20 protein-coding genes and 2 tRNA genes are annotated in these 20,072 nt (G+C 34.4%); 6 read left to right on the top strand and 16 right to left on the bottom strand.

What is annotated here, in order from left to right; translation table 11 throughout:
• Positions 1-106 precede the first annotated feature (106 nt).
• The 5 genes from GOQ24_RS08090 to surE are packed head-to-tail and all read right to left on the bottom strand — an operon-like array spanning position 107 to position 3,831.
• Positions 107-979: a ComEC/Rec2 family competence protein gene (locus tag GOQ24_RS08090; RefSeq protein ID WP_160339446.1), complete on the bottom strand. Its 873-nt coding sequence runs from the start codon at positions 977-979 to the stop codon at positions 107-109.
• A gap of 50 nt (positions 980-1,029) precedes the next feature.
• A complete protein-coding gene (locus tag GOQ24_RS08085) occupies positions 1,030-1,641 on the bottom strand; it encodes a C40 family peptidase (protein ID WP_230381481.1) in 612 nt (203 codons plus the stop codon).
• A 19-nt stretch (positions 1,642-1,660) separates the two neighbouring features.
• Entirely contained in the window at positions 1,661-2,785 is a 1,125-nt protein-coding gene (gene lpxB / locus GOQ24_RS08080; protein WP_160339445.1) for a lipid-A-disaccharide synthase, read from the bottom strand.
• Complete coding sequence (locus tag GOQ24_RS08075) at positions 2,786-3,064, bottom strand: hypothetical protein (RefSeq protein ID WP_155091018.1); 279 nt, start codon at positions 3,062-3,064, stop codon at positions 2,786-2,788. It abuts the gene before it with no gap.
• The gene (surE, locus tag GOQ24_RS08070; protein ID WP_208103216.1) at positions 3,064-3,831 is read right to left on the bottom strand and encodes a 5'/3'-nucleotidase SurE; all 768 of its coding nucleotides are present in this window, start codon (positions 3,829-3,831) and stop codon (positions 3,064-3,066) included. Before surE ends, GOQ24_RS08075 begins: the two co-directional genes overlap by 1 nt.
• Positions 3,832-4,015: 184 nt before the next feature.
• Between surE and GOQ24_RS08065 the strand changes: the two genes are divergently transcribed.
• Positions 4,016-6,214: a carboxy terminal-processing peptidase gene (locus GOQ24_RS08065; RefSeq protein WP_160339443.1), complete on the top strand. Its 2,199-nt coding sequence runs from the start codon at positions 4,016-4,018 to the stop codon at positions 6,212-6,214.
• Between the two features lie 32 nt (positions 6,215-6,246).
• The gene (locus GOQ24_RS08060) at positions 6,247-7,332 is read left to right on the top strand and encodes an ABC transporter permease (protein ID WP_160339442.1); all 1,086 of its coding nucleotides are present in this window, start codon (positions 6,247-6,249) and stop codon (positions 7,330-7,332) included.
• A 12-nt stretch (positions 7,333-7,344) separates the two neighbouring features.
• On the opposite strand, the gene GOQ24_RS08055 is transcribed toward GOQ24_RS08060, so the two are convergent.
• The 4 genes from GOQ24_RS08055 to GOQ24_RS08040 all read right to left on the bottom strand — a co-directional run bounded on the left by GOQ24_RS08055 (position 7,345) and on the right by GOQ24_RS08040 (position 9,729).
• Complete coding sequence (locus tag GOQ24_RS08055; protein WP_160339441.1) at positions 7,345-8,250, bottom strand: GH25 family lysozyme; 906 nt, start codon at positions 8,248-8,250, stop codon at positions 7,345-7,347.
• A gap of 50 nt (positions 8,251-8,300) precedes the next feature.
• Positions 8,301-9,128, bottom strand: a complete 828-nt coding sequence (locus GOQ24_RS08050; RefSeq protein WP_155091023.1) for a mechanosensitive ion channel family protein — start codon at positions 9,126-9,128, stop codon at positions 8,301-8,303.
• A gap of 248 nt (positions 9,129-9,376) precedes the next feature.
• Positions 9,377-9,458 (bottom strand) — tRNA-Leu (locus GOQ24_RS08045).
• A 189-nt stretch (positions 9,459-9,647) separates the two neighbouring features.
• Positions 9,648-9,729: transfer RNA gene (locus GOQ24_RS08040), tRNA-Leu, on the bottom strand.
• 131 nt (positions 9,730-9,860) lie between these two features.
• On the opposite strand from GOQ24_RS08040, the gene GOQ24_RS08035 reads away from it, so the two are divergent.
• Positions 9,861-11,249, top strand: coding sequence for a dipeptidase (locus GOQ24_RS08035; RefSeq protein WP_155092987.1), 1,389 nt, complete (start codon positions 9,861-9,863; stop codon positions 11,247-11,249).
• Between the two features lie 34 nt (positions 11,250-11,283).
• Here GOQ24_RS08035 and GOQ24_RS08030 read toward each other — a convergent pair whose 3' ends face one another.
• Positions 11,284-12,540 carry a glycosyltransferase gene (locus GOQ24_RS08030; RefSeq protein ID WP_155092988.1) on the bottom strand — a complete coding sequence of 419 codons (1,257 nt, stop codon included), beginning with the start codon at positions 12,538-12,540 and terminating at the stop codon, positions 11,284-11,286.
• Positions 12,541-12,739: 199 nt separating this feature from the next.
• On the opposite strand from GOQ24_RS08030, the gene GOQ24_RS08025 reads away from it, so the two are divergent.
• Entirely contained in the window at positions 12,740-13,321 is a 582-nt protein-coding gene (locus GOQ24_RS08025; protein WP_155092989.1) for a tRNA-(ms[2]io[6]A)-hydroxylase, read from the top strand.
• Positions 13,322-14,193: 872 nt separating this feature from the next.
• On the opposite strand, the gene GOQ24_RS08020 is transcribed toward GOQ24_RS08025, so the two are convergent.
• Together GOQ24_RS08020 and GOQ24_RS08015 are read right to left on the bottom strand one after the other, a co-directional pair.
• Positions 14,194-15,201, bottom strand: a complete 1,008-nt coding sequence (locus tag GOQ24_RS08020; RefSeq protein WP_155092990.1) for a TQO small subunit DoxD — start codon at positions 15,199-15,201, stop codon at positions 14,194-14,196.
• Between the two features lie 58 nt (positions 15,202-15,259).
• The gene (locus GOQ24_RS08015) at positions 15,260-15,652 is read right to left on the bottom strand and encodes a hypothetical protein (RefSeq protein ID WP_155092991.1); all 393 of its coding nucleotides are present in this window, start codon (positions 15,650-15,652) and stop codon (positions 15,260-15,262) included.
• A gap of 362 nt (positions 15,653-16,014) precedes the next feature.
• On the opposite strand from GOQ24_RS08015, the gene GOQ24_RS08010 reads away from it, so the two are divergent.
• A complete protein-coding gene (locus GOQ24_RS08010) occupies positions 16,015-16,839 on the top strand; it encodes a hypothetical protein (protein WP_155092992.1) in 825 nt (274 codons plus the stop codon).
• A 230-nt stretch (positions 16,840-17,069) separates the two neighbouring features.
• The gene (locus GOQ24_RS08005; protein WP_155092993.1) at positions 17,070-17,555 is read left to right on the top strand and encodes a hypothetical protein; all 486 of its coding nucleotides are present in this window, start codon (positions 17,070-17,072) and stop codon (positions 17,553-17,555) included.
• 427 nt (positions 17,556-17,982) lie between these two features.
• Here GOQ24_RS08005 and GOQ24_RS08000 read toward each other — a convergent pair whose 3' ends face one another.
• The 4 genes from GOQ24_RS08000 to GOQ24_RS07985 are packed head-to-tail and all read right to left on the bottom strand — an operon-like array spanning position 17,983 to position 20,069.
• Positions 17,983-18,513 (bottom strand): GNAT family N-acetyltransferase, encoded by a 531-nt coding sequence (locus tag GOQ24_RS08000; protein WP_155092994.1) that lies wholly within the window; start codon positions 18,511-18,513, stop codon positions 17,983-17,985.
• Between the two features lie 42 nt (positions 18,514-18,555).
• On the bottom strand, positions 18,556-18,921 hold the full coding sequence (locus GOQ24_RS07995; RefSeq protein ID WP_155092995.1) for an MmcQ/YjbR family DNA-binding protein: 366 nt from the start codon (positions 18,919-18,921) through the stop codon (positions 18,556-18,558).
• A gap of 2 nt (positions 18,922-18,923) precedes the next feature.
• Entirely contained in the window at positions 18,924-19,295 is a 372-nt protein-coding gene (locus tag GOQ24_RS07990; protein WP_155092996.1) for an MmcQ/YjbR family DNA-binding protein, read from the bottom strand.
• 3 nt (positions 19,296-19,298) lie between these two features.
• Complete coding sequence (locus GOQ24_RS07985) at positions 19,299-20,069, bottom strand: cyclase family protein (protein ID WP_155092997.1); 771 nt, start codon at positions 20,067-20,069, stop codon at positions 19,299-19,301.
• Between the last annotated feature and the right edge of the window lie 3 nt (positions 20,070-20,072).

Below are 20,072 nucleotides of genomic sequence, written 5' to 3'. Positions count from 1 at the left end.
ATTGATAGCTTCTCAGATAAGCTCCATTTCTTGTATTTCATAAGTCCAAAGTTATGTAATTAATTTACTAGTTTCACTCCAGCTTATTTAGGGGCTAAGATAGAACTCACGTTAAAGTAATGAGAATAAAACGCCATTTCTTGGATAAAAAGGAAAATATAGCTGCTAAAAGGAAATAGATTATGCCAATGTGCAATCCTGAAATAGCGAGAATATGCATAATACCCAAAGTCTTAAACTGCTCTTTTATATCTGACTCAATTAGGCTCCTATCCCCAAACACAAGTGCTAAAACAAATGATTTAGAATCTATACTTAACGACTGATTTTGAACAACAAGACCAATAGCTCTATCTCTAATACTCCTTATCTTATCACGCCAATGCAGGGATTTCCCAAGATACACCACATCACTAACATATAACTGCGCCTCAATCTGATGAGTGACAAACATATAACGTTTAAAGTCAAAACCATTCTTATTCTTAGGTGGCGAAATCGCTTGAAACTTCGCCTTAGTGTAATAGACCTGTCCCACTTGAAGATAGTTGCTTTCGCTTTGAAAATAGAGCAAGACCTTCTTTTGTAACTCAACGCTATCCTGCTTAACGACAGAAGTAATATACCTTGTATAGTTTGAATTAGAGGAAGGCAAACGCTGTTCAACTACAAAAGTTATAGCAACATACCTATCATCAAAACTGGAAACAGAAAATTCCTTCTCTTGGGAAACATATGACCTTAAATGTACGCAACAAACACCTAAACTAAAAAACAGACAACTGATAAGGAAACCATGTACAAAAGTAACAAGAGAGGAACTGCGAATCTTACAAGAACTCAAACTTGTCAAGCTTATATAAAGCAAAGAGGCAAACAACATTCCTCCCCCAAAAAGGAGGCCTGTACTCTCTGCAAATAAAATCCCCAGACAAAGAAATATACTGTAAAACAAAAAAGAGAATTTCAATACCTTCATAATGAATGTAGTATCAAAATTCTCTCCAAATTATAATAAAGATAGAAAATTTAATTATCTGATAACACGCGATTTATCTGTACAAATCTATTCTTATAATACGTTTCATTAATCGATGAAACAATAACCCCTCTACTGGTTGAGGAATGAATAAACTTGATGTCATTTGGCGTTACCTCAGTGATAATACCAACATGACTAATTCTATTTCCACGTGTTTTGAAAAAGATCAAGTCTCCTTTTTGAGCCTTATTCTTTTTAATTTTTTCTCCCACTTGCGCCAATTCACTTGAAGTGCGAGGAAGATTCAAATCTGTATTGGCAAATGCATTCATCACTAATCCCGAACAATCAATGCCAGAATATGTAGTACCACCAAATCGATATCTTACTCCTTCATAATTAAAAGCAGTATTTAATATAGCATCTGTACCTGCATAGACAGACGAATTATTCATTTCTTCTATAAAGTCATTTAATAATTCATCCAACTGAGATTGTATATCCTCATCTATCTTCTTACTCTCCTCTAAGACTATTGTCTTTCTATCTTGAGGATCTAAGTCATTTAGATCAGACGAAATTCGCATACTTTCAACAGCAAAAGATTGCAGTGAAAAGGTAAATATACATACAGTAGATAAAATCTTAATGCCCATCATAATTTATAGAATATATCGACTAATTCATCTTGTGTTTACTATTTCTAATAATTTCCTCTGCTACATGATCACTTGCACCAGTTCCACCTAATTTATCAATCAATTGATCGTACTTGTGCAATAATTGTGTTCTATACTCTCCTCCTACAATTTTCTTAAACTCCTCTTCTATTCGGTTAGAATTACAATCACTCTGAATTAATTCCACAACCACATCATCATCCATAATGAGATTCACAAGAGAGATATAACGTAAAGTTATTATTCTTTTTGCAATTTCATATGAAATCTGGTTTCCTTTATACAAAACAACTTGTGGAACACGGAACAAAGCAGTTTCTAAAGTAGCAGTTCCTGAAGTTACCAAAGCAGCATGTGCAACATTAAGCAGCGCATACGTTTCATTAAAGATAAAAGAAATATTCTTATCTTGTATAAATCGTTCATAAAAAGTGGGCTCTTGTCCAGGAGCACCTGCTATTACAAATTGATATTCCGGATACTTGTGAATCACAGAAAGCATCTCACCCAGTAACCTACTAATCTCTTGTTTTCTACTACCTGGCAAAAGTGCAATAATCGGCCTATCATCCAACTTGTGTTTTGCTCTAAAGTCTTCATGCTCTTTCTCTCTATACTGACCAATAGCATCAATCAATGGATGTCCCACAAAAGTAACTGGAAACTGATGTTTCTTTTCATAGAAATCTTTCTCAAATGGAAGGATTACATACATAAAATCAACATCTCTTTTGATTACCTTAATACGACTCTCTTTCCATGCCCAGATTTGAGGTGAAATATAATAATGAGTTGGAATCTTAATTTCCTTAGCCCATTTAGCTATACGCATATTAAAACCCGGATAATCAATAAAAATCAACACATCTGGTTTAAAACTTTGAATGTCCTTCTTACAAAAAGAAATATTATTCAATATTGTACGCAGATTTTGAACCACTTCGATGAACCCCATAAAAGCCAAATCCTTATAATGCTTTACAAGTTTTCCTCCTACACTCTCCATTAAGTCTCCACCCCAAAAGCGAATTTCAGCTTGCGGATCTTTCTTGTAAATAGATTTCATCAAGTTGGAACCATGTAGATCACCTGATGCTTCTCCTGCTATAATATAATATTTCATCTATATAAAAAATGTAATCAAGGTTATAAAAAAGACTGCTAAAATACACCCTCTTGCGTAAAAATCGCGACGCTTGGTAATAAAAAAAGTAAATAAAGCCAAATTGAATAGACTTCCTATAGCAGTAATACGACCAAGTAACTTTGTTCTATAAATAAAACTAAAATCATTCACCAAGTCAAAATGGGTAAACAGTCTTAGGTATACTTCTGAACCAATTACAGTTACAATTAATCCTGCTACAAAACCAATTAATATTCCTTTTAGCCTATAATCCATTACAAATCCCAAGTATTAATTCGATTTATTGTATGATGCGCAGTCATATCAAAATGTACAGGAACCAAAGAAACATAGCCATGCTCTAAAGCCCATTCATCAGTATCCTCGCCTTTGTCTTGATTAACGAACTCCCCTTTTAACCAATAGTATTCTTTCCCATGAGGGCTAATACGCTTATCAAAATTCTCAACCCAAGTAGCTTTTGCTTGACGACATACTTTAATTCCTTTTATCTCATCAAACTTCAACTTTGGAAAATTCACATTGAACACCACATCTGTTGGAACTCCTTTCTTTAGTGCCTCCAAAGTGATCTTCTTGATAAATGGTTTTATTTGTTCAAAATCAGCATTCCAACTAAAATCCAATAGTGAAAATCCTATAGCCGGTATACCACTCATCCCCGCTTCAAGTGCTGCACTCATCGTACCAGAGTAGATAACATTTATTGACGAATTTGAACCGTGATTAATTCCAGAAACACATAGGTCTGGTTTTCGATTTAATATTTGACCTAAGGCTATCTTTACACAATCTACAGGAGTCCCTGAGCAAGCATATTCTTTTTCAATATCACTATCAATATTTACTTTTTCTAAAGTCAGAGTATTATTTATTGTAACGGCATGTCCCATACCAGATTGCGCACTATCGGGAGCCACAACTACCACATCCCCAATCTCTTTCATTACAGAAATTAACGCTCTTATTCCAGGAGCAGTAATTCCATCATCATTTGTTACTAAAATCAAGGGTTTTTGCATCATTTCATTTTTTTATTTACATTCGCTAATGTAGTAAATATTAGCCAAATTACAGGCGTTTCATATTCTGTCAAACCATTAAAAAAAGTGAATTATCAGTACTAATTTTCCATTTTAACAAATTATTATCGGGAGACAAGTCCGTATCTTTACTTTTTTAACTACTTTAGTTGAAAACTTATTAATGAATACTATTAAGTTATTTATGAAAAAAAATTATAAGGTTATTTTAATCTTACTAGGTGTCTCAGCTCTACTTTGGAGTTTCATGCCAAAAGAGCCTAAAGAAAACCCTGAAAAAGATCAACTTCTATTAGAGTTGGTTACGTATTTATTGGATCGAACTCACTATGATCCACCAAAAATTGACGATAAATTTTCTCAAAAGGTCTATACCGAATACTTAAAGGCATTAGACCCTATGAAACGTTATTTTACTCAAGCGGATATTAAAGAGTTTTCTGAATATGAAATACTTTTAGATGACATGATTCAACTAAAAGATCTTTCCTTTTTTGATTTAACCTATGATCGTATTAACAAAAGAATGTTAGAAGCTAAAGATATTTATACTGAAATATTAGCTACTCCATTTGACTTTGATATTGATGAAACTTTTGATGCAGATTACGATAAGCTTGCTTATGCAAAAGACAGAGAAGAACTTAAATCGCGTTGGGAAAAACAGCTAAAACTTACTGTACTATCTACTTTAACTGATAACCTTAAAATTCAAGAAGGAAAAGATGTCATAGAAGAAGATGGTGACTTAACAGATGAGGAAATAACTACAACTCAAAAGAAAGACAAGAAGAAAGAGGATAAACCAGTTGAAAAGAAAACTTTCGAACAACTTGAAGAAGAAGCTAGAGAAAGCACGCTAAAATCTCTCAATGAATTCTTTGATGTAATTAATGATTTAGAGCGAAAAGATTGGCTTTCAATTTACCTTAACTCAATTGTTGAGCGCTACGATCCACATACCTTCTACTTTGCTCCTGAAGACAAAGAGAAATTTGATGCAAGTATGAGTGGAAGTTTTGAAGGAATCGGAGCTGTACTTAGAAAGAAACCTGAAGGTGTTGAGATTAATGAACTTGTACCAGGTGGTCCTGCTGAAAAAAGTAAAAAAATAGAAGTTGGAGACATTATCCTAAAAGTTGCTCAAACGGAAGACGAAGAACCTATTGATATCGTTGGAATGAGATTGGATAACGTTGTAAAATTAATTAAAGGTAAAAAAGGAACTAAGGTCTTCTTGACAATCAAAAAAATTGATGGAACAATTAGCATTATTTCATTAATGCGCGAAAAGATTGAGATTGAAGAAACTTATGCTAAGTCTTCTATAATCGAACTCGATGGAAAAAAATATGGTTTAATTCACCTTCCTAAATTCTATATCGATTTTGAAAACAAAGACAATAGAAATGCATTTACAGATGTACAAAAAGAGATAAAAGAACTAAAATCTCAAGGGATTGAAGGTATTGTGATGGATCTTAGAAACAATGGAGGGGGTTCACTTTCTACTGTTGTGGATATGATGGGCTTGTTTGCAAAAGAAGGCCCTGTAGTTCAAGTAAAATCTTCAAAAGGGAAACAACAAGTATTAGATGACAAAGGAACACAAATCGTTTGGGAAGGACCGCTTGTTGTTTTAGTGAACAACTTCTCTGCTTCTGCCTCTGAAATCTTTGCCGCTGCAATCCAAGATTACAAAAGAGGAATTATCATTGGTAGTAAGCATACTTATGGAAAAGGAACTGTTCAAAATCTTGTTGACTTAAATGAACTATTGAAGAAACAACCTTATGGCGATTTAGGTGCTTTAAAAATCACACTTCAAAAATTCTATAGAATTAACGGAGGTTCTACCCAAAGAGAAGGTGTTTTAAGTGATATCATTTTACCAGATAGATACTCTTATATCGATATGGGAGAAAGAGATATGGATAACGCTATGCCATGGGACAAAATCGAAAGAGCAGATTACACTGCATACAAAAACGACTTCACTCCTATCATTGAGAAAAGTTACAAGCGTATCAAAACAAACGAACAGTTTGCTTTAATCGATGAAAATGCACAATGGATTAATCAGCGTAAAGACGAAAAAACTTTTGCTTTACAAATTGATAAATACCAAGAAAGACAAAAAGAAATTGAAGAAAAAGCGAAGAAGTTTAAAGCTATTTCTAAATATAAAAACACTTTGAAATTTTCTTCTTTACCAAGTGAAATTAAACGTATCTCGAATGACACTATCTTAAAAGACAAGAGAGATAGATGGCATGAAAGATTACAAGGTGATATATATGTAGAAGAAGGTATTAATATTTTAAAAGACTTAGAAAGCTTTAAAGCTCACCCTGTTAAATAAGGTTTAGATAATAATTTGTAGTTATAAAGACAATGTCTCACAATAACAATTCTTATACAAGATTAGCGCTCCAAAAATTCAAAACGAACTTTTGGGGCGTTTTGTCTTTTTGGTTTATCATTCTTGTAAGCGTTATCTCTCTGACGGTATATTTTTATATTCCCGATTACTCAGCTAATGCAAATTCAGGTGATTTAGCACTGCATTCTAAATCTCCTGGCTTTACTGTTGACTATATTCAACTACAAGATAATTATAAGAGATCTTTTCAAGAATATTGGACAGGTCGCAAAGAACCATTAAAACATATTCCAATAGGAGAATACAAAGTTGACAGTGACACACTTTACTACAAACCGTATAGTGCACAACCCGAATTAGAAGATTTCAAATCAATTCCCCTAAACCATTTTTCAAATCCTACCTTATCGGAAATCATAAAGAGTAAAACATATTGGTTAGGGACTGATAATCAAGGAAGGGACTATTTAAGTCGATTACTCATTGGATCGAGAGTGTCATTATCTATTGGCTTTGTCGCTGTACTGATTTCTCTTGTAATTGGTATCTCCTTAGGATCAATTGCGGGATATTATGGAGGAAAAGTAGATGCCCTTATCTTATGGCTAATCAATGTATTCTGGTCAATTCCTACATTACTTCTTGTTATTGCTATTACATTAGCTTTAGGTAAAGGATTCTGGCAAGTATTTATAGCAGTTGGTATGACGATGTGGGTAGAAGTTGCACGTGTTGTACGAGGTCAAGTAATTAGCATCAAAGAGCAACAATATATTACGGCTGCAAGAGCATTAGGGTACAATGATTACAGAATCATAAGCAAACATATTTTACCAAATTGTATGGCTCCTGTTATCGTGATTTCAGCTGCCAATTTTGCTTCAGCTATTTTAATGGAAAGTGGACTGAGTTTCTTAGGTTTAGGAACACAAGTACCAACACCGAGTTGGGGTGCTATGATAAAAGAAAACTACAATTACATTTTACTCGGCAAGCCCTATTTAGCACTTTTACCTGGATTGGCGATGTTCCTATTAGTCATTAGTTTTATGTTGATTGGAAACGCATTGCGAGATGCCTTGGATGTTAAACAATAAAGTAAATCCTACTTACTTAATCAATAATTTTCTGATATCTGCTTTAGTACCATTATATACATTCAAGTCAACTTTACCTTTAATCCCCTTTACAGTGCCATTCTCAGTGAATTGCCAGAATTGCCAATGATCTTTAATTTCTTCTACAAAGAAATTGTAGTTAGCTATCCAAACAGTATATTCAGGGAATGCCTTACTGAGATGAGTATTATAATAATATTCACCTGAATACAAGATTGGTTTTACTTTATAGTGTTTTTCGACTGTGACTAACCATTTTTTCACCCCCTTTATAAGACTATCCATTGGCTGTTCCTTCGGAAAATCTTCAATATCCAGAATAGGAGGTAAATCTCCCTCTACTAATGTGACTGTATTGATAAAGTTTTTTGCCTGTTCTAATGAATTCTCATCTGGTCGATAATAGTGATAAGCTCCTCTTATAAAATGATTGGCACCTGCTCCTTTCCAGTTCTTTTTAAACTTTTTATCCTTACCATCAACTCCCATCGTAGATCGAATAATCGCAAATTCTATTGGAGCTCGTCCAATTACTGAATCGACATCAGCCCAAACTATATCACCTTGATAATGAGAAACATCAAGTCCAATCATTTTTCCCTCATGGCGACTTAACACCTCTGCAGTTCTAAAATCAAATAATGACTTGCTTTCCGCTTCCTTTCTATCTCTACTAAAAAAATAATTAATTCCCTCACTAAACGTAAGTCCAAACCATACTCCTACACCGACAAAGGTCAAAATAATCAAAACCCACTTTATTTGATTAAAAGTAGAATTGCCCTTTTTTACTTTTGGTTTAGGTTTGCGTGTACTCCTTTTGCGAGTCTGACGAGGTAACTTCCTTAAGACATCTTCCCCTTTGACCTTATTGTTACTTCCTTTTGAACTATTCATGGCATAGACATAAAAACGGCGTAAAAGTAATTATAAAAATAGATATAAAATTACTTATCTAACTTTAGAACAGGAACAGGTAAATGAATATTATTCAATTTAAACTTCCGATCTATCTCGAAACGTATGTCACTAGCGATTCGATCATTATCAAAAGCATTATCTATAAAATAATACAAAATAAAGCGGATAGAAGAATCTCCAAATTGATCGATAAACACAATCGGCTTAGGATGCTTCAGAACATCTTTATTATCTTCAACTGCTGAAAGCAATACCGCTTTGACCAATTCAGAATCTGTACCAATATACGACCCCACGTCAATACGGGCACGAATAATTGGGTCCTCGTGCGTCCAATTGTAAACTATATCGTCAATTAACTTGCGATTAGGTATCACGATATCCTTTCGATTACGTGTTTCAACAATGGTACAACGAAGGTTAATTGTCTTAACCCTTGCTACTTGTCCATGAGCTTCAATAACATCTCCCACATTAAGCGTCTTATCTATCAAAATATAAATTCCCGCAATTAAATCTCTAAAAATATCTTGTAATGCAAACCCAAGCCCAACAAACAATGCTGCTGACGTAGTCAAAAACATACTTATATTAATCCCTATCACATTTAATAAGAATAAAAAGATAATCAGGTATATAAAGTAATTGACAAAATTAAATACACTACCCAATCTTGCAGCAACATCTGGCGTAGCCATCTTCATAAAAGTTTTCTTCAATACGCGCAACCCATACTTTGTAATAGTTAAAGTAAAAGCAATGAAAAGTATAGTCCCTATCGTAATCGTTATAGACTTACTCGCGTATAATTCGTACTCTAAAAGTGATGAAAGAAAAGTTTTTAAATCAAACATAATTGTATAAACGGTGAGTTTTACTGAATATAAGACAAACAGATAACCAAAAGTCACACCTATCACTAAATGGTCATAGTTTAAAAATGAAATTTACAAAAAAAGAGCTTAATCTAACTCTCCTATTCTGTAATAATTAAAACTTCACAAGACTCAACTACAACAAATTCAAAACCAGTACTGGTCCTAAAAGAATAGCTCCTCAGAAGTAAATAAAAAAAGCCCCTTCAGTTGAAGAGGCTTTTTTGTGCGGGTAAAAGGACTCGAACCTTCACACCTTGCGGCACCAGATCCTAAGTCTGGCGTGTCTACCAATTTCACCATACCCGCGAAATCTTGTGGAACATCCTGTTCCTTTTTAGACGTGGCAAATATAATAGATTTTTCTGCTTAAAAACAAATCTTAAATAATAAAAAAAGTCATTAATTCTTAAAAGCCTATGTATAAGAGCTTTAAAAATAAATGATTGTTAAAATAATTCCATAAAAAAAGCCCCTTCAAATGAAGAGGCTTTCTTGTGCGGGTAAAAGGACTCGAACCTTCACACCTTGCGGCACCAGATCCTAAGTCTGGCGTGTCTACCAATTTCACCATACCCGCGTAATCAGTGGAACATCCTGTTCCTTTAAGACGTTGCAAATATACAACAGGTTTTTTTATCTGCAAGAAAAAAATTGTATTTTTTTATTCATAGCTTTGTGAGTAACAAAATCAATGTATCCTTTTATATTATGAAAGATTCAAAACAATTTGTTCAAGAAAACAAACAACGTCTTTTAGATGAGTTAATTGAACTATTAAAAAAGCCATCTATCAGTGCTGATAGTGCATATTCTCAAGACGTAATAAACACTGCTGAAGCAGTAAAAGAAAGTTTAGAAAAAGCAGGATGTGATATAGTAGAATTATGCGAAACACCTGGTTATCCTATCGTTTATGGTGAGAAAATCATCGATCCGGCTCTTCCTACAGTATTAGTTTATGGCCACTACGATGTGCAACCTGCTGATCCTATAGAGTTATGGACTTCTCCTCCATTCGAACCTGTAATCAAAACAACAGATCTACACCCTGACGGAGCAATCTTCGCTCGTGGAGCTTGTGACGATAAAGGGCAAATGTATATGCACGTAAAAGCGTTCGAATACATGATTGCTAACGATGCTTTGCCATGTAACGTGAAGTTCATGATCGAAGGGGAAGAAGAAGTAGGTTCTGTAAGTTTAGGATGGTTCGTAAAAAGAAACCAAGAGAAACTTAAGAATGACGTAATCTTAATCTCTGATACAGGAATGATCTCTAACGAGCAGCCTTCTATCACGACAGGATTAAGAGGACTGAGCTATGTAGAAGTAGAGGTAACTGGTCCTAACAGAGACTTACACTCAGGACTATACGGAGGAGCTGTAGCGAACCCTATCAATGTATTGACGAAGATGATTGCTTCTCTACACGATGAGAACAACCATATCACAGTACCAGGATTCTATGATAAAGTAGAAGAATTATCTCGTGAAGAAAGAGACGAAATGGCTAAACGTCCATTCTCTTTAGAAGACTACAAACAAAAACTTGATATTGATGATGTATACGGAGAAGCAGGTTATACGACGAATGAGCGTAACTCTATCCGCCCTACATTAGACGTGAATGGTATCTGGGGAGGTTATACTGGTGAAGGTGCTAAAACAGTTATCGCCAGCAAAGCTTTTGCTAAAATCTCTATGCGTCTTGTACCAAACCAAGACTGGGAAGAAATCACTGAACTATTCAAAAAACACTTCGAAAGCATCGCTCCTGCAGGAGTACGTGTAGAAGTAAAACCTCATCACGGAGGACAAGGATATGTGACTCCTATCGACTCTATCGGATACCAAGCTGCTGCTAAGGCATATACAGATACATTCGGAGTAGCACCTATTCCTGTACGTTCAGGAGGAAGTATTCCTATCGTAGCATTATTCGAAGAAGAATTAGGCTCTAAATCAGTAATGATGGGATTCGGATTAGACACTGATGCAATCCACTCTCCTAACGAACACTTCGGAGTATTCAACTACCTAAAAGGTATTGAGACTATTCCATTGTTCTACAAATATTATACTGAAATGATGAAATAATCATCTCTATAAATACAAAAAAGCGAGTAAAAATTTACTCGCTTTTTTTATTCTTTTCCTCTATCCACATACCAAAGTACTTACTACTTTGGGCAGTATGATGCTTAAATACTTCTCCTAAGAAATTCGCTCGACGTGTCGCGACCAAATCTTTAGATAAGCGCAATATCGCCAGCAAAAAGGCTTCTGAATAAAACTCAGCGTCATAATTGCGTTTCAATATTTCAATTCCTAACAATTGTTTTTCCCTCCAGATAGATTCATTCAAATACAAATCAACTGCTTTATCAACAAAATCCTCTACCTCATCTCCCACATAGCCACACCACTCTGATTCACCTTTCATTGACTCTACTCCTACTGACGACGACACTGAAGGTGTACCCACGCGCATCGCATCAACAAACTTCCCTTTAATCCCAGCTCCAAAGGGTATAGGAGCTAACATCACTTTAGCGGCACTAATCACTTCTAATGCATCATCTGCTCTACCGTGAACCATAAAACGCTCACTCTCGTTGTGTAATTGCATCACTTTAGCTGAGGGATAAGCTCCATAAATATGCATTCTTGTCTGTGGCAACTTCTTGCGCAACAGCGGCCATATTACCGTCTTTAGCTTAAGCACAGTCTGCCAATTCGGCTCGTGAATAAAGTTTCCTATAAACACAAAGTCCTCTCTCTCCTCATAGCCTTTCCAATTACTGATATCCTCAGATGTGATCTCTTTTTCCATAAAGGGAATAAACAAAAGCGCATTCGGTAAGATATGGAACTTCTCTACTAATAACTTATACTCATACGCTGAAATAATCAAAGTCAAATCACATCTCAGTATACTTGCCAATTCGCGTTTAGCACGTTCACAATATAGATAGTCCTCTATATCTTCTCCTCCTTTCTTTTGCATCTCTTGACGAGCAAATCGTAGGAAGTGTAAGTCTTCTGTATCCAATATTGTCATCGCATCAGGACATTGTTCTGTCACACGCCATCCAAACTGCTCCTCTATCATAAAGCGGTCATACATCACTACATCAGGCATCAGATCAGCTAATACTTCATCTGTACGGGCATCGTTAAGCCATAACTCTACCTCAGTCACTCCGTAACAAGACAAATCATCACTCACCTCAGACTTCTTAGCTGTACTTCCGAAGTAAATCTGCATTCCCCAATCTTTAAAACATTGCAGAAGTTGTAGCATACGCTTCCCCGCTGCAGATGATTTGGACTCTGGCCATACAGGTCCTATGACTAATACTTTCTTTCCTGATAAATTGTGTTTCATTCTACAAAAATACTTGTTCTTAAATCAATACGACACAAAACTATATGCAATAACATATAATCTACCCTTAAAACATCATTTTATATGCAATAACATATAATACAAACAAAAGCAACTCCGTTATAACGATAGGATAATCCAATAATACAGTATGTTACTATCTAATATTTGCTATTTTTGCATAAAACGAAAAGGAATTATGCTTGGATTAAAACTATTGACAGACCCTCGTTGGGCAAATATCGCTGAGTCTAACTTAGAAGAGATATTAACGGATCATTGCTGGTGTGAGCAAAAAGCAGCTACTAATGCTATTACTTTAATTACTTATAACTCAGAACACGAAGATCTAGTAACAGAATTAACGGATATTGCAATTGAAGAAATGGAACACTTCAAAATGGTACATGACATCATCAAAGAACGCGGATATACATTAGGACGTGAACGCAAAGATGACTATGTTAATCAACTCTATAAGTTTTGTCGCAAAGACGGAAGTCGCAATGATGCTTTTATTGACAGATTATTATTTGCAGCAATGATTGAAGCAAGAAGTTGTGAGCGATTCCGTGTGCTTTCACAAAATATCAAAGATGAAGAATTAGCAAAATTCTACTATGATCTAATGGTTTCTGAAGCTAACCACTATACAACCTTCTTAAAGTTTGCACGAAAATATACAGAAAAAGTAGATGTTGATAAACGTTGGAAAGAATGGTTAGATTTCGAAGGACAACTGATCCAATCTTATGGTAACAAAGAACACATACACGGGTAATTTCCTGCATAAATAAATATCAAATGGCCTTAGTTTAGACTAAGGCCTTTTTTATACAATACACCCTACAAATCAAGTCTACTACCCTATAATTACCTCATTATACGACTCACGGTCTATAAGTATCCACTATGTCGGTATGTAAATCTTCGCTAAATAATTTTTTCACTACGAAATGTTCCAAGATCGTAAACACAATTATACTAACACAAAATCTCTTTTAAAAAAAACAGTTTATGATTTCCCCTTACCGAATGACAATCTACCTATAGTTTTGTACTGAGATGGTTAGGCATTGCTTGCGGGTTTCTTGCACCTTTCTTCGAGAAAACCCCTCTCTGGGCTAGAAAACCCCAAGAAAAGTGCAAGAAAAGCCCAAGGAAGTGCAAGAAAGTCCCTATCGTAGAACAGGTAAATCTGCTTTAAAAAATTCATCAGCTTCATCATCATTCTCGGTAATTTCGTTACGATATGAGGAAAGGCTAATCCTTTTGCGTGGGAAAATATCATTGAGTTAATATCTGAAAGATTACGGTACTATTCCTTTTCTTATATCAAGCTTGCATTATACTAATAAACTATCGCTACTCTGCTGAATAGTAAAAAGGAAGATGATAATAATAGTACCTTACCCTGTGACATTAGCTCAAAGGTAGATGCTACTACTGTCAGTCAATGCAAAAACAGACTAAGGCAAATGCCATTCATATTCAATTTGTAAAGCAATTGTAAGGTCTAACACAAAAAAGGAAAGAAAGGATCTTAGAAGGATTACTCTGTTGATACAAATCACCAATCATGTTACGATTAAAACAAAAAAGAGATACTGCTCAAAAGCAGTATCTCTTTGGCAAAGTCAAAATACTTTTATTCTATTTTACCTCAGCAGTCCATTCTATTCCACTGATATCAATCAATCGCAATACAACGTCCTCTGAAGGTCTACTATTTTCTGTTTGAAAATTCAAGATTGCCTTAGCTCCTAAGGGAATAACCATACTGTGTTTACCAGCCTTCACTTGAGCAACGTAAGCATTGTCAATTGAATCCTCACTTACTTGAGAAAGTGCTTTTCCATCCCAGTGTTGGATCACCCTTCCTGATTTAGTTTCCAATTGAACACCAATCAAAAATGAACCGTATACATCTGCTCCTTCTACGCGATAAACCTCAAATTTCAATGAATTATCTACCCAATTTACTTGATTCAATTCAATTTTTGGCTTAACTGACTTATTGTGCAATGTACCAAATACTCCTCCGTGAAAAACTTGATTCGTGTAAAGTGTCAAAAGAAGAATAGCAAAAGACCCTACAAATACAATCGGTTTCAAATTCTTAATCGGCAAAACACCTGAACCCAAGAAACCAAACCACTTCTTATTGGTAAAAGAAAGTCCTTTCTTCTCAAAATAGTAATCTAAAGAGCCATATCCACCACCTGTCAAAAATAAAATAAAGCCTGTAGCTACTCCTAAAACACCAATCTGCCATTCATCTAAACAAGTTGTACCAATCCAACCAGATCCCAATAGTATCCCCATTGCTAAAGAAACAACTCCAATTGACATCAATCGCGTAAATAATCCCAACATGATAAATAACCCCACAATAGCTTCAACTATCGTAAAAATAACCATTGCCCACCAAAGTAGATCGGGATGAGTAACTAAGTACTCTATAATAGGCTTGATCCCAATTGCATTGGGTAAGAAGTGATTAAACTTAACACCGATATAACCTGCTTCGGTTTCGATTAGTTTATTTTCAAGTATTAAACGTCTCCAAAAAGCAGAGAAATAAGTCCACCCAACTACTAAGCGAATAGCGAGCGTAAAAAAGCCAGCCGTAGTAAACGACTGTTTATTAAAAGTTTGCATGTTATTAAATTCTAAGATATTGTAATAGTTTATTTTAAATTTTTATTCTTCGAAATAACTATCCAATCAAAGCAATCTTAAATTTTTTAAACATGAGATATAAAGGTGGTGAAGTACCAGCTAATTGTAGAATGTAACTTTCCCATACAGTAGATGTAGTGGTTATAAAAGACAAATCCTTCACTACATAGTCCTTATCTGACAAAGGAACAACTTTGTGATAAAACTGCTGTGCAGATTGCTCGTTAACTTTATTGCTTATCTCACTGTCACAAACAATGCTAATCCCATTAGCTAAAGCTTTACTTCCTGTTAAAGGTTTCTCTAAACTGATGTCAAATGCGGCAAATAAGTTTTGCTTCGCTGAACATCCAATAGTAGCAAACGCAACAAGTAGCGCCCATATATAGCACTGTACTTGAAATAACATAAAGCGTTTTAACCGAACCATTAAAGTAAAGTTTAATTCAAAAGAAATCAAAAATAGCCAATTTTTAGCGATAAGTATAATACTAAAACACAAACTATTGTTAAACAGTATTTTGAATAAAAAAATACTCTGCCTAATGCAAAAAGTGGGAAATATTAGCCAAAAACCTTAAACATTCAAATGATACATAAGCCTAATAACTATTTATCACAGAAATACAGAAAAAAAAGTGATTCAATAACAGAGAATGTTTGAAAAAATACATTATTGAATTATAATTATTTTATAAGTATAATTATTGAATAATTTATTGAAAATAATAAATTATTATAAAATATTATTACATATATTAGTAATTAATTAACTATAAAACATTAGAACGTATGAAAAAATTTATTACTTACATTGCCGTTTTTGGAGCAGCAATGGGCTTTTTTTCTTGTAGCAGTGACGATAGCACAACACCAGTAGTCAATCCACCTGAACCACCTCCAGTAGTGACACCTGAAGAGGAAAAGCTTACCTTAGAAGCTAATGAAAACACAATCTACATCGGTGATGAAATTACTTTCACAGCCAAAGTAGGAGAAAAAGAAATTACAGAGGTAACCATCAAACAATCAAACGGAACTACTATTACAGATAATAAGTGGATAGCAACAGAGGCAGGTGAATTTACCTTTATAGCAACCAAAAAAGGTTATGTTGACAGCGATCCTATCACCATAAAAGTAGATGTAGATTCTAAGCCAAATGGACAAGGTTATTTTAAGCACAAAGGAACTACTTACAACATTGACGTTGGTGAAATATTCTTTGATGGATTCTTTGATTTAGACGAAGAAGATGAAAATAGTGCAAAAGTATCCTCTTGGACTGTTAGACATACAGACTTAAAAACAAATTACATTATTTACTTCATGTTCTTTGCTCCAGCCATTTTACAAGAAGATGAGACATACAAATATGTACTTCCAAATACAGAAAACATTGAATCTCCTACAATCATGGTTGGTGAAATTGACAGTGATGGACAAATCATCATTAAGGACTTTATTACAAGCAACCTAAACTATAACTTAAATATAGGAAAAATGATCCGTAAAGATATTTACAACGCAAGTGTGAAAATCAGTACTCCAGCAAACTCTGCACAAGAATTTAATTTAGAATACACAGGAGAATACTATTTCCCACAAGAAGATTAAGCATAAATAAAACTTACTTGTGGTATTCTATTAAAATGACAAGAATATAGAGAGGAGCTTTAAAGGCTCCTCTCTTTTTATTATCTGCCCGAAAACCTCAGCTTATACATTCAAATACGAAACTTACTCTATCTTGCTGCAATTGCATTCCTTTCTATTGGAAAAAGTTACAAACTACCCCATAATTATTAATTGCAAGTATTCAAATAATTTGTACTTTTAAATAAAAAATGAAAAATAAACTTCCTTTATATTTAAGTTTTTGTTTAGTCACTGCATTCGTATTCAATGCTTTTTCTCAAAATAAGGTAACTATTGACGAATATATACCAAGCACTGCAATGGTCTGTGCTCGATCAAACACTGATACTTTGGATTTCAACAACCATCAAGGTTATAAATCTGCCTATTCGCGTATTGCAAAAGATCAAATTGACGTAAACTTTACTAAATTATTTTATCAAAACTTTCCTCAAGAAAGCTTACCTGTACCAGTAACCATAGTATTCGAATTAACTATTTCAGAACAAGGAGTTTTAGAATCAACAGAAATAATACGCAGCTTATTTCCTGATAATACTGATGATAAAATGAAAACTATGATAGTTGATGTTACTGCTGACTCGTGGAATCCTGCACAGTACAAAGGAAAGAATCTGACTTCCCAAATAACATTACCAATAACAATCTACCCTAAGAAAAACAACAAAGAATAAAGAAAAATAGAAAAGCTATTACTTGCTGTGTTCCTATCTTGTTACAGTCAACGAACCTTCCATAGTTCACAGTTTACCTGTACTTATTGAAAAGAATGTACAAAGCAAAGAAAGATTTTGTCACATTGCTCCACAGGCTAACTCCTTGCTAAGATACAAGCGAATTGAGAAAGCCTTTACAACTTTGCTAACCATAGCACATTTAGGTAGAACTTCAATAGGTTATTTTACTAAAAATTACACACCATTAAGTTAATACTTGTGTAGATTTAACCTCTGTTCTACTACCTCAATAACTAAAACAATCTATACTCTAAATTAGGACCATAGATTTCTTCTTCAGTAAACATATAGTTGCCAGTATCTTATTTTGAAGTTATATAAGATATATTTAAAGGATAATCTGTCACAATCCTCATCTGACCTATTACATATTTATCTCATACAGCACATGCACGAGTAAGGGATGATCATCGGGAACTAAAGGGTGATTGAAGTTCTTTACATATCTCATTCCAATCTTTTGCATCACATTAGACGAGCGAATATTCTGTGTTGTGGTAAAGGAATAAACTTTAGATAATCCCAATGTCTCTTTGGCAAATCTCAAACAAGCCTTTGCTGCTTCTGTTGCATATCCTTTGCCCCAGAACTCAGGTAACATACGCCAACCTATCTCTACTCCAGGCGCAAAATCTACATCAAATGTAATATCCAATAGACCAACAAACCCAATGAAGCTTCCACTGCTTTTTTCTTCTACAGCAAAAAAAGCATACCCTTGTTCTTCAATTTTGTCTTGCATTCTATGGTAAGCCGCTGTGGATTCTTCTACTGTCATTTTCCTTAAGAAAAATTCCATAACGTGTTCATCCTGATTCATTCTAATGAAATCAGCTAAATCACTTTCCTTATACTGGCGTATAACTAATCTTTCGGTTTCTATAAACACCTTCATTGTTTCTGTACTTATTTTGATTAAACTAAATGACAAAATAGATTATAAATGAACTATTTCATCTTTTAATTTCTTGCTAAGACTATTAAATACTAAATCATAAGAATGATCAATTAATTCTTTAAGCAAATTCCATTGCACTGCTCCTCCAAGCTGTACACTGTTCCAATGTTTTTTACTCATGTGATATCCTGGTGTAATCTCATTGTAATCGGCACGAAGTTCTTCGGCACGCTCTGGATCACATTTGAGATTGATAAATCGATTTCCTTGTTCCCATTTGGTCAAGTTTAGCAGTAAATAGATCTTCCCTCCAACTTTAAAGGTTAAGGTTTCCTGATCAAAGGGAAATTCTTCTACTGTCCCTTTCTTATTCAAACAGTAATCGTATATAACATTTATATCCATAGTTATAAAGATAATTTATCCATCTTATTAAGCTCTTTACTTATTAGTGAATCATAGACCAAGTCATAAGATAAGTCTACCCATTCTTTGATCTGCTCAAGTGTAAATCTACCTCTAAGATATATCGTATTCCAGTGTTTTTTATTCATGGTATATCCATGTGTAATATCCACATATTCGTCTCGTAATGCCAAAGCCAATTCTGGAGGGCATTTAAGTATAATGTTTTTATTACCTTGTTCCCAAAAGTGAACCGCTATCATAGCAAATATTTTTCCACCTACTTGAAAGGTCAGTAAGTTTTCGTTAAATGGAAAACCACTTGTTGCATAGGACTTAGAGGAACAATAATCAAATAATTCTTCTAATTCCATTATTTATATGATTCTATATAATACAGGTTTACTTGGACTGGCGTCATTTATAAAAGAAGCAAGTTGTATATTCAAAAAATAGAAACCATCTTCTACTTCTTGTGGAACATAAATCAACTCTGTGATCGTAGCACTTAACCTCGCATCTTGATTGAGTACGTGAGTATCCTTTACATTCCAAAATGCTTTATGAGCGAGTAAGCGACCATCGTCTTGCTCCCTATCCACACTTGGAAGATCTATAAGCAAATGTTCAACTCCTCGCTCTCTTAAGTATGTTGCAGCATCCGCACATAAATAAGGAGGATTAGTATAGGAGTACTTTCGCTGTCTTTTGCTAAGGTCATTGGGAGTCGTACGAATTACAATAGCTTTTTGACTCTGTGGTATCCACAGCTCCATCACTTGTTCTAAGGTTATGATATAATCGTCATTCTCTTGCTTTTGTGGGAAGACTGTAATAAGTTGTGCTAAGAAGAAATATTCTTTTAAACTCTCATTTACACTGTAAAATTCATGAGTGATATGTCCAAGACATTCTGTATGCGTACCATGTCCATGAGGATTAAAAATAATAGTATTAAAATTAGTCGATGATTGACCTTCACTCACTTTACCTACCCATTCTCCCACGACTACAGGCGATATTTCAGGCTTATCTAAATACCATGCAATAGGATTTGCCTCCGAATTGACAAGTGGAATAGAGATGTCAATCGGCTTAGAAAAATCAATTCTATATACTGTATCACAATAGGTTATAAATGCCTCCATTGT

It is taken from the genome of Myroides sp. LoEW2-1 (genome assembly GCF_009767705.1).
Classification (GTDB): Bacteria; Bacteroidota; Bacteroidia; order Flavobacteriales; family Flavobacteriaceae; genus Flavobacterium; species Flavobacterium album_A.
Note: the sequence above shows the minus strand (reverse complement) of the source record. Positions and strands in the feature narration are given on the sequence as shown.